The organism is Streptomyces sp. NPDC001933 (assembly GCF_042890955.1).
Lineage (GTDB): Bacteria > Actinomycetota > Actinomycetes > Streptomycetales > Streptomycetaceae > Streptomyces.
This window is the reverse complement of sequence record NZ_JBIASS010000013.1, coordinates 258,911-269,936: the sequence shown is the minus strand read 5'-3', so window position 1 is coordinate 269,936 and position 11,026 is coordinate 258,911. Positions and strand designations below refer to the sequence as shown.

The 11,026-nt window shown below is 67.0% G+C and carries 7 protein-coding genes; 6 read left to right on the top strand and 1 reads right to left on the bottom strand.

All coding sequences use genetic code 11. The features are described 5' to 3' along the window. Window positions 1-124: 124 nt before the first annotated feature. Window positions 125-2,449, bottom strand: coding sequence for an Ig domain-containing protein (locus ACFYY7_RS29380; RefSeq protein ID WP_388666103.1), 2,325 nt, complete (start codon window positions 2,447-2,449; stop codon window positions 125-127). Between the two features lie 491 nt (window positions 2,450-2,940). On the opposite strand from ACFYY7_RS29380, the gene ACFYY7_RS29375 reads away from it, so the two are divergent. From ACFYY7_RS29375 to ACFYY7_RS29350, 6 genes are all read left to right on the top strand, one after another. Beyond that, window positions 2,941-3,738 carry a FadR/GntR family transcriptional regulator gene (locus ACFYY7_RS29375; protein WP_388666100.1) on the top strand — a complete coding sequence of 266 codons (798 nt, stop codon included), beginning with the start codon at window positions 2,941-2,943 and terminating at the stop codon, window positions 3,736-3,738. Window positions 3,739-4,181: 443 nt separating this feature from the next. Next, window positions 4,182-5,480 (top strand): ABC transporter substrate-binding protein, encoded by a 1,299-nt coding sequence (locus ACFYY7_RS29370; RefSeq protein WP_388666097.1) that lies wholly within the window; start codon window positions 4,182-4,184, stop codon window positions 5,478-5,480. Beyond that, the gene (locus ACFYY7_RS29365; protein WP_388666094.1) at window positions 5,480-6,478 is read left to right on the top strand and encodes a carbohydrate ABC transporter permease; all 999 of its coding nucleotides are present in this window, start codon (window positions 5,480-5,482) and stop codon (window positions 6,476-6,478) included. Before ACFYY7_RS29370 ends, ACFYY7_RS29365 begins: the two co-directional genes overlap by 1 nt. Next, complete coding sequence (locus ACFYY7_RS29360) at window positions 6,475-7,350, top strand: carbohydrate ABC transporter permease (RefSeq protein ID WP_388666091.1); 876 nt, start codon at window positions 6,475-6,477, stop codon at window positions 7,348-7,350. The genes ACFYY7_RS29365 and ACFYY7_RS29360 overlap by 4 nt, the downstream gene beginning before the upstream one ends. Before the next feature lie 155 nt (window positions 7,351-7,505). Further along, window positions 7,506-8,501 (top strand): aldo/keto reductase, encoded by a 996-nt coding sequence (locus ACFYY7_RS29355; protein ID WP_388666088.1) that lies wholly within the window; start codon window positions 7,506-7,508, stop codon window positions 8,499-8,501. A 41-nt stretch (window positions 8,502-8,542) separates the two neighbouring features. After that, complete coding sequence (locus ACFYY7_RS29350; protein ID WP_388666085.1) at window positions 8,543-10,915, top strand: hypothetical protein; 2,373 nt, start codon at window positions 8,543-8,545, stop codon at window positions 10,913-10,915. Window positions 10,916-11,026: the final 111 nt, after the last annotated feature.

Below are 11,026 nucleotides of genomic sequence, written 5' to 3'. Positions count from 1 at the left end.
CATCTATATAATAAACCCCCCGTTTGTCGCCGGTTTTTTTGCGGGGGTGTCGGGGGGGGGCCCGGGGGGGGGGGCGGGGGGGGGGGGGGGGCCGGGGGGGGGGGGGCCCCCCCCCACGGCAGCGTCACGGCCGGGTCGTCACCTTGTAGGTGGTCCTCGCGTCCGCGACGGCCCCGCCGTTCTTTGCTGTGATGGTGAACTTGCTGGTGCCGGGGGCGGTCGGGATCCCGGTGATGCCACCGGTGTCCTGGTTGAGGGTCAGGCCGCGCGGGAGGCGCCCGTCCGTGACCTCGTAGCGGATGGTCCGCGGAGTCGTCGAGGTCACCTTGAAGGCGTACAGCCTCCCGACCCGGGCGTCCGTCGGCTCCGCCGTGACGAAGCCCGGCATCGGGGCCCTGACCGGCTGCGGGTCACCGATCGGCTGACCCGACGTGTCCATCTCCCGCAGCGCCCACTCGGCGTCCGGCGTGACCTCGGTCAGGTGCCAGTGCCTGCTCGCGACGCCCAGTTGCTTCTTCTGCTCGGCAGTGAAAGCACCAGCTGCGCGCGCGGACTCCCACATCCGGACGGCGGCGAGCAGAGCGGTGGTGTTCTTCCCGGACTGAAGGCTGCTCACCCTGGTCTCGAAGTTGATACCGGCGTCGAGGGAGGCCGCGTGCGCCATGGTGTCCTCGATCGTCTGCAGGGCGGCGTCGCCCGAGAGCCCTTGCTGGCCCATCATCCCGGGCAGGTAGTTCGCCCGGTAGAAGATGTTGCTGCGGATGATCTGGGCGTAGCTCGTGGGGCCGATCTCGCCCCAGCTCGCCCTGGACTGGGCGTCCCACGTGTTCGACGCGAGGTTGCTGCACTCGGTGATGAAGTTCTTGGTGGTGACCTGCCGGTGGACGCCGTTGACGAGCCGTGCGAAGCCGTAGCCGCCCCAGCCGTTGTAGCCGGTACCTTCAAGGCCGTCGTAGGACGTGGCGTGGACGCCGCTGGTGTTGTACGCGGTGGCAAGGCGGGTCGCGATCTCGTCGGTGATCGGCAGACTGGCCAGTGCGCCTCCGTAGCCGTTCTGGATGAGCCGGGCGACGGTGGTGCCGGCCGGGTAGTCCTTGGCGGCCGAGGACCACTGTGCCCGCTTGAGTCCGCCGACCTGCCACTCGGTGTTGCTGACCTTGGTGACGGAGCCGTACGTTATGAACTCATCGCCGATGCGCAGCCGTTGGCCGTCGACGCCGGAGGCCAGCAGGCCGTCGGCGTCCACGTACAGCGTGGTGTCGGAGCCGGCCAGCGGTCGGGTGAGCTTGGCGGAGCCGCCCAGCGCGAGCCGTGGATCGGCCGGCGCCTTCACATACGGGTCGTGGGCGTCGATGAAGGTGGACAGGGTGTGCACCCCGACCTCGATGCCCTTCTTCGCCGCCGCGGCCACCAACTGGGCGGCCGCCGCGTCCGATCCGCCGAAGGAGCCGTTGAACTGGTAGTGCCCGTGCGACGCCCACGGTCCGTCACCGGTGATCGCGTAGATGTTCCGCACCCCGGCCTGCGCGGCCAGCTCGGCGGCCGCGGTGACGTTGCCCGTGTTGAGGTCGCGGACCCAGAAATGGGTCTGCGAGGTGCGCTGGGCCGCCTTCTGCCACTGGCCGTCCAGGGTGGGGTACGCCTGGTCGTGCTCCTTGGCGATCTGGCTGAGCACGGTCAGGGCGAGATCCGGCGCGCTGCCGAACAGGGCGATCTTCGAGCCGACGATCCGGCCGTCGGGCCCGGGCAGCGGGCCGAGCGGGATCTTGTAGCCGTTGGTGCGCTGCCGGACCCGTACCTGGCTGTAGTCGTAGGTGGTGGCGCGCAGGACGCTGCCCCAGGTGGTCTTCGCGGCGACGTTGCTCGCCAGCCACTCGTCCTTCGCGCCGGTCTGCAGGCCGTACGGATTCCATACGAGGTCAGGACCGAACCCGTACGCCAGATGCTCGTTCGGCCACCCGCCCACCGTCTTGTCGTTCAGCGGCCGGACCCCCATGACGAAGTCGGAGTTGGCGACCACACCGGCCGTCTCGCCGATGGTGTCGTCGAGCGTCGTCGGCAGCGGACCCCACAGCAGCGTCTGCACATCCACACCCGAGGCAGCCGTCAGGCCGACGACTTCAAGGGTGGAATGCGTGGCAAACCCGACGGCCTCCACCTGGATCGTCACGCTCTCGCCGACGAACTCCAGGACCTGCCGGTGGTGCGCCCGGTCACGCGACACGACCCGCACCTTCGCGGGAACCACGTGCTTGCCGTCGGCCACCACGCTGACCAGCGGCACAGGGGTGTCCTTGGCCAGGTGGTCGGTGCCGTCGCGCAGGTCCACCAGGCTGTCCACGTACCCGGTGCCGCTGATGCCCACCGACAGGAAGCCCGCCCCGATCCGCAGCGACGGGGACGTCTTGGTCCTGGCCGTTCGCGCGGCATGCGCGGGTCCGGCGGCCATGGCCACGGCCGTGGCCGAACTCAAGCCACTGGCAACCAGAAAACGACGCCTGTCCACATGTCCTCCTAGATGAAGTGACTCTCGATGACGCGCGGGATCGCTGATCAACTGCCCGTGAACAGCGCAGAAGGGAGCAAGGCCGGCAAACGTCGAGCGACGAACGAGGTCACCTGGATAGTTCGTATTCTTCAACGAAGATGGTTCGCGCTGTTCCGAGGAGCGGGATCGGGGGACGGCTGTGAGCCGGAGAGCCCATAGGCCTGCCCGTGCAAGGAAGTGCGCTTGCTTCTCCTGTGTAACTACCGCAGCACAAGTGCGGTCTAGCGTGCACGGCACGGAAGTGGCCGTCAAGGCTTAGTTCGGATCTATTCCCGATGGCGCGGGTGCTCCGTGGGGCGGTCCGGGCACCCCTGTACGGGCGGCCCGAGAGGTATCTTGGGGGCCCAGCACTTGGCATTTCGTGACGGCATGCATCGGATACATGGAGCAACATGACTGGATCTTCCCGGCCCGCGTCCGCGTCCGCGGCATCGGAGACGGAGACGGAGGCGGAGGCGGCTCCCTACCGCCCCGGCTACGAGGTCGCGGCGGAGCGCATCCTGGAGTACGTCGCCCGGCAGGGGATGGGGCCCGGCGACCGGCTGCCGACGGAGAAGGATCTGGCGGCCGAAGTGGACATGAGCAGGACGGTGGTGCGAGAGGGCGTCAAGATCCTCTCGGCCCTCGGGAGGCTCTCGGTGGAGAAGGGGCGCGGCATTTTCGTGGCGCATCCCAGGAACGACCTGTGGTCCGACACGTTCTCCCGGTTCCTGCCGACCGACCCGAGCCGCGTCGGTGAACTGTTCGAGTTCCGGCGCTTCACCGAGGCCGAGACCAGCGGGCTCGCGGCCGCGCGGGCCACACCGGTTCAGCTCAGGGCGATCCGCGAGGCGGCGCAGCGCTCGGCGGAGGCCGCCGAGCGCGACGACCACGAGTCGTTCGGCCGGGCCGATGCGGAGTTCCATCAGGCGATCGGCGCGGCAGCGGGGAACGCGTTCCTCTCCAGCCTGGTCGACGCGATCCAGCGGCTGCAGCGACAGGTCACCATCGTGGCCCTGGCCGACTCCGCACCGGGATCACTCGCCGGGGCCGCGGAGCAGCACCTGGCGATCCTGGAAGCGATCGGGGCCGGTGAGCAGGAACAGGCGGCCGCCCTCATGGCCCGCCATATCGACACGACGGAACTCCAGGTCCAGCGAGAGATCCGCAATCGCATCTTCGCCGCTCCCGCCGGCCGGGACGGGGCGTGACCGCGGACGACAGCCTCGATCAGTAACGCCCCGCCTCCCCGCCCCGCCGCCCACACCGGAAACGACCGGGCGACGGGGCGGTCGAAGTGTGCCGGGTCGTGAACCGGGGCACTGACGCGTCTCGTTCCTGCGAAGCGAATCCGTGGCGGCCGGCGAAGCTCTGCCGACATGTATCAGATCTATTGTCGCCCTGGTTCAGGCAATAACTCCGTCTCATCTCTTGACATGCCGTCGTGCGCGGACTTCCATACCCCAAGGTGCCCTGACGGGCGAACGCTGAGTGGAAGCGGTCGCCCCCGGGAGCAGCAGGACTCTGGGAAGAGTCTGAACCATGTGACGGATTCGGTGGACGGTCGGCAGCGGGATTCCCTCTCTCGTCTCGGTACGAACAAGACAGCGACTCGGTACCGCCCCCGGACAACGACGGGTAGGGGAAGTTGGACATGATGCGCAATCCGATACTCACGAGAACCGCCGCCCTCGCAGGTGCTCTCCTCCTGGCCGGGTGCACGGCCGGCAGTTCCGGTACGAGTGCGTCCAAGGGCGACGGCGACAAGGTCACCCTGACCTTCCTCACCTTCGAGACGCCCAACCTGGACGCGAAGTACTGGGACGCCGCGATCGCCCGCGCCTCGGCGAAGGTGCCCGGGGTGACGATCAAGAAGCTCGTGTCGCCCAGCGCCGACCGCACCGGGTACGCGAAGCAGCTCGACAGCACGGGTCAGTTCCCGGACGTGATGATCGGCCTGAACCCCGCCGGATTCGCCGAGGCGGGCAAGCTGTCACCGTGGACGGACAAGGAACTCGCGACGTACGAGAACCCCCGCGCCAACACCTACGACGGCAAGGTCTACCAGCTGCCGTACGCCGCCCAGACGACGCTCGTTTACTACAACAAGAAGGACTTCGCGGCGGCCGGCATCGACACACCGCCCCACACGTACGGTGAACTGCTGGACGACAGCGCCAAGTTGAAGAAGAAGGGCATCAACCCCTTCGTGGTCGGCGGTGGCGGCAAGGATTCCTGGGCCGACATGTTCCCGCTGATCTGCACGGTCGCCACCGATGTCTACAAGAAGACGCCGGACTGGCTGTCCCAACGCGCCAAGGGCAAGGTCAAGTTCACCGACCCGGCGTTCGTCGCCGCCGCCCAGAAGGTCGCCGGCCTCGCGGACAAGGGATACATCGACCGCGCCGGCCTTTCCCGCTCCTACGCGGACACCGAGCAGGCCTTCCGTGACGGCAAGGGTGCGATGTATCCGATGGGCAGCTGGTTCTCCGCCTCGGCCGACACGAAGAAGCCGGACTTCGACACCGGCGTCTTCGCGTGGCCCACGGACCAGGGGGCCCCGGCACTCCCGGGCGTCCTCGGCGGCGGGATGACGGTGAGCTCCAAGGCGTCCGATGTTCCCCTGGCCAAGAAGTGGGCCAAGGCGTTCATGGAGGACCAGAAGAACCTGGACGCCGCCGTCAAGGCCGACGGGCTCATCATCGACATCAAGGGCTACAACCCGCCCAGCACCATGGGCCCCGTCTACAAGAAGACCGTGGCGGCGTATCGGCAGGCCCAGAAGGACGACGGGATCGTCAACTCGTTCTCCCAGGAGACCGGTGACGGTTCCCTGCCGCCCGGCCTGGCCGACAAGGCCGCGGCCGGCGTCCAGAATCTCCTCGGCGGCCGCATGACAGCGCGTCAGTTCGGTGCCTACATGGACGAGCAGTGGGACAAGGCCACCCGATAATGCGCATACGTACCCTGAGCCGTCCGGAGGGTTCCGCCGCCGCGCCCGAGGCGAAGGACACGGCAGCGGTCCGACCACAGGACACCCCCGCGCGGCGGTCGTCGCGACCGTCCCGGCGCTTCCGGCCGAACGGCGGACCGGGCCGCTTCGCTCTCTTCGCGGCTCCCGGACTGCTCGCCTACCTGGCCCTCGTCCTGGTGCCGATCGGCATGACCGCCGGCTACAGCCTCACCAACAAGAACCCCTTCAACCCGCCGACCCGGTGGGTGGGCCTGTCCAACCTCACGAGCCTGTTCTCCGACGACGATTTCCTCAAAGCACTGCAGAACACCGTCGTCATCACCGTGATCGTGACGCTGGTGACCAACGCCGGCGGCCTGGCGATCGCCCTGCTGCTCGACCGGCGCGGCTGGCTGTACAACGCTCTGCGCAGCGTGTTCTTCGTGCCGGTCGTGCTGAGCGCCGTGGTGGTCAGTGTCATCTGGCAGGCGATCCTCGTCGACGACGGCCTGCTCAACTCCATGCTGCGACACCTGGGGGTGAGCCATCCGCCGGGCTGGCTCTCCGACCCGAGCCTCGCCCTCTACACGGTCTCGTGGGTCATCGCCTGGCAGGGGCTCGGCTTCTGCGTGGTGATCTACCTGGCCGGGCTGCAGGGCATCCCGCAGGAGTTGCACGAAGCTGCGGCCATCGACGGCTGCGGACCACTGATGCGGTTCCGCCATGTCACCTGGCCGATGCTGGCACCCGCCGTCACCATCAACACGGTCATGTCACTGATCGGCGGATTCAAGGCCTACGACCAGATCCAGGTGCTCACCAACGGCGGCCCCGGCCCCGGCACCACATCCACCCTCGCCTTCCAGGTGATCCAGACCGCGTTCAACGGCAACCATGTCGGCTACGCCTCCGCGATGGCCGTGGCGATGCTGGTCCTGGTCGCGACCGTCTCCGTGATCGCGCTCGGGTGGCTGCAGAAACGCGAGGTGTCCGCATGAGCACGAAAGCGAAGACGAACCCGGACCTGAACGCGAGCGTGAACAGGGGTGGATCAAGGGCGTGGATACGTCCGGTCGTCGCGCTCCTCGCCGGCCTGCTGTTCTTCCTGCCGATCTACCTCGTGCTGGTCAACGTGTTCAAGGACGGTTCGGCGATCGTGTCGAACCCGGTCGGCCTCCCGGTCCCACCGACCCTGGACAACATCCAGAGCGTGCTGTCGCGCCCGGACCACCTCTTCTGGTACGGGCTGGTCAACAGCACGGAGGTCACCGTGATCTCCATCCTCGTCATCACCGCGATCTCCGCCATGCTCGGCCACTACCTGGCCCGGTCGACCGGCGTCCTGTCCAAGGTCATCATGGTCGTCCTGCTCTGCGGTCTCATGGTGCCGCCCGCGGTGATCCTCACCCCGATCACCGAAGTCCTGCGCGCGCTGGGGCTGATGAGCAGCGTGCCCGGACTGGTCCTGGCGTACGTCGGCTACTACATGCCGTTCGGGGTGTTCGTCTTCGCGGGCTTCGCCAAGACGATCCCCCGAGAGCTCGAAGAAGCCGCGGCGATCGACGGCGCCGGGGCGTTCCGCGCCTTCTGGCAGGTGGTCTTCCCGCTGATGCGGCCGGCCTCGGCCAGCGTGGTCATCTTCCTCGGCGTCTGGATCTGGAACGACTTCCTCAACCCGCTGATCGTCCTTGGCCCGGCGGCAGGCACCACGGTGACCGTCGGCATCTACCGCGCCATCGGCGAACACCAGGCGGACTTCGGCTCGGTCTTCGCCTTCATGTTCCTGGCGACACTGCCCATCCTCGTCTTCTACCTGGCCTTCCAGAAGCAGTTCGTCAAGGGCCTCACAGGAGGAGCGACGAAGGGTTGAGACCGGGCGGTACGGCTGGGCATGTGACAGGGCGGGGCGGAGACCGACGCAAGGCCCCGCCCCCCTGTCACATGTCGCGGACTTCGGAAGCTCGCGCCCCTTCACGTCCTTTCACGTCCGCTCACGCCCCTTCAGCGAGAGGCATTCCTCACCCCATGCACCCCACAGCACCCGTGCACACCACCACCGCCGTCGACGCACTGTCACTGGGTGCCGCCGCCCTGGGGAACCTGTTCCACGCAGTCAGCGACGAGGACGCGGCCGCCACCGTGGAGGCCGCCTGGAACTGCGGCATCCGTGCGTTCGACACCGCTCCGCACTACGGGCTCGGCCTGTCCGAACGCCGGCTGGGGGACGCACTGCGCACCCGGCCACGTACGCTGTTCACGCTGTCCACCAAGGTCGGCCGCCTGCTGCGCGCACGCGACGGGCTGCCCGGCGACGACCTGGCGAACGGCTTCGCCGTCCCGGCCACCCACGAACGGGTGTGGGACTTCAGCGCCCGCGGTGTACGCACCAGCGTCGAGGAGAGCCTCGTACGGCTCGGCCTCGACCGCGTGGACACCGTCTACCTGCACGACCCGGACGGCCACGAGCGCGAGGCCTTCGACTGCGCCTACCCCGAGCTGGAGCGGATGCGCGCGGAGGGCACGGTCGGCGCGATCGGCGTCGGCATGAACCAGACCGCGATGCCGACACGCTTCGTCCGCGACACCGACATCGACGTGGTCCTGCTGGCCGGCCGCTACTCCCTGCTCGACCAGAGCGCTCTGGCCGCACTGCTGCCGCTGGCGGCGCAACGCGGAGTGTCCGTGCTGGTCGGCGGGGTGTTCAACTCGGGCCTCCTCGCCGATCCCCAGCCGGGCGCGACCTTCGACTACGCACCGGCCCCGGCACACCTGCTGGACCGGGCGCTGGCCCTGCGCACGCTGTGCGAGACCTTCGGGGTTCCGCTGCGGGCAGCCGCCCTGCAATTCCCTCTGGGACACCCGGCGGTCGCCGGTGTGCTGCTCGGGGCACGCAGCGCCGCCGAGGTGACGGACGCCGCCGCGATGATCAGCCACCCCGTCCCCGAAGAGATGTGGCTCGCCCTGCGTGCCCAGGGTCTGCTGCCGCCGGGCGCGCCGGTGCCTGTACCGAAATTGATCTGAAACTCAATTCGCTGGAACACGCACACAAGGATGGTTGCAGAATGCTTGACAGGAGAAACTGCCTTTCTTTGTTGGCGGCTGCCGGAGTCGGAGCGAAGATCGCTCTCGAACCCACGGTCTCACGAGCCCAATCGCTCGACGCAGGGGTTGCCGGAGCCAGTGGCCAGGCCGCGGAACTCAGCCGTGCTCTGCGCGAGTTGCACGGCTCCCTCCAGGTGTCGATCCGGGAATACGACGGCACGACGCTGCGCCGGGCCCAGCAGTTCGACGGCGACCTGCTGACCGACGGACCGCGACAGTGGCGACTGAAGTGGGATACGCGGCGGGTACCCGATGGTCACGGGTGGGAGGTCACCCTGACCTGCACGCTGGAGAAGGGGGCGGCGGAACAGACCGCGATCTCCGTTGATTTCCCCTTCGAGAGCTGGGAGACCGCCAACTATGTGATGATTCCCGGAATCATCTACAACGGCAATCGCTATCGCACCATCGGCAACGGATACAATCCGGACTATCCGGCCGACATGTACTACAACCCACAAACGCCGCTGACGATATCGAACAACCCGCGACTGGCCGTCGATGCTGCGGCGCCTTCGCGGATTGAGCTGGCGACGTTCAGTACTGCCGCCCCGGCGATGAGCTTCTTCTCGCCCGAGTTCAAAAAGGGATGGATCGTCCTCACCGAGCAGGGAACCCGCCTGGGCAACAGTGGACTCTCGATTGAGGAGAGTGCGAGCAGGGAAAGCTGTGAATTCAGCATCTCGGCACCTGTCGTGCGCCGACAGGTGGCCGGTTTCGGAGATTTCCGGACGAGCGATGACAGGGCGTCGGACTGGGCTCCCGGTGACGCGGTCTCGATTCGCTTCCAGGTCTTTGCCTTCGATGCCGACGGAATTCCGGCAGTCCTGCAAAAATTCATGGATGTGCGAAAGTCGCTCACCGGTCCCACCGCGCCTCGCAACCTGCTTCCGATGAGTAAGCTGGCCGAGCTCGGCACCAACATCTGCCGAGGCAATTTCACAGAGACCAAGGCAGGCCGCTACTATCTGCCGGAAAACTCCAGGCACTTTCAACTGGGTTGGGTCAGCGGAATGATCAACACCTACCCCATGTTGGCTCTGAATGACCCGACGGAACGGGGCAGGGTCTCCGATGAGCTGGACTTCATCTGTTCCCGCATGAAGGGGCGGAGCGGATTCTTCTACGGCTTCATCAGCGAAGACGGAGAGATCCGATCGGAGAAGGCCCACCCCGACTTCCCTGCCGTGCAGGCGATGGTGCGCAAGAACGGAGACGTGCTCTTCTGGCTGATCAAGCATGTGATGCTCCTGAAGGCGCAAGGGCACGGCGACACCATCAAGGAATCCTGGGAACTGGCCGCAGCCGGTCTGGCCGAAGCATTCATCCGGACCTGGCGAAAGCACGGAGAATTCGGTCAGTACATCGTGCCCGAAACAGGCGAAATCGCCGTGTACAACTCGACGGCCGGTGCCATCGCTCCGGCCGGGCTCGCCCTGGCGGCTGAATACTTCCACCGTCCGGACTGGTTGGCCGCGGCCGAGGAAGCAGCCGAATTCTACTATGAGCGCGACACCAAATCCCGTGGGTTCACCAGTGGAGCATGCGCGGATATTTCACAGGATGCGGACTCCGAAACGGCGTTCGGTCTCCTGGAGTCATTCATGGCGCTGTACCAGTACACCGGAAAGAAGACATGGCTGAACCGCGCGAAGGTCCAGGCCGCTCTGTGCTCGTCCTGGACCCTTGCGTACGATCCACTGTTTCCGGCAGGCAGTGATATCGCGCGGCTGGAGGGAAGGATGGCCGGCGCCGTCTGGGCAAGCAGCCAGAACAAACATGCCGCGCCCGGCGTCTGTACGTCCTCCGCTGACCACCTGTTCAAGCTGTATCGAGCTACTGGGGACAAGAAGTACGCTGAACTCATCAGCGACATCCAGCACGCCCACGCCGAGGCCGTCAACATGCCGGGACACATAACCACCGACTACCTCATCGGTTCGAGCATGGAGCGGATCCAGCCCAGCGATGCCGAGGGCAAGGGTGCCGTCGGTGAATTCATCAGGACGAGAAACTCCTGGACCGAGACCAACGGTGTCTTGATGGCACTCGAACTTCCCGGAATCTACGTCCGGCCCGGGGAAGGAATTCTCATTCCCTTTGATCATGTCGAGGCCGAGCATGTCAGCGAGAGCCGTCAGGCCGCCGTAGTCCGCTTGACCAACAACACGGCCTACGCGGCACGGGTGTCGGTACTGGCGGAAACGGCCCGCCAATCGGCCCGCCCCCTCGGGTACACGGCGTTCCTCGATTGGCCGCAGGTCGAAGTCCCGGCGGGTGGGTCGGTCACCGTGCGAATCACGAGGAAAGGCAAGGTCGCACGTCAGGCCTGATCCGACTGAGCCTGTCCCCGTCCACGGTCTGTGAACCGAGGCAGGCAAGCGGCGGGGGGGGGGGGCGCCGGCGCGGGCGCCCCCCCCCCCCCCCGGCCCCCGGGGGCCCAC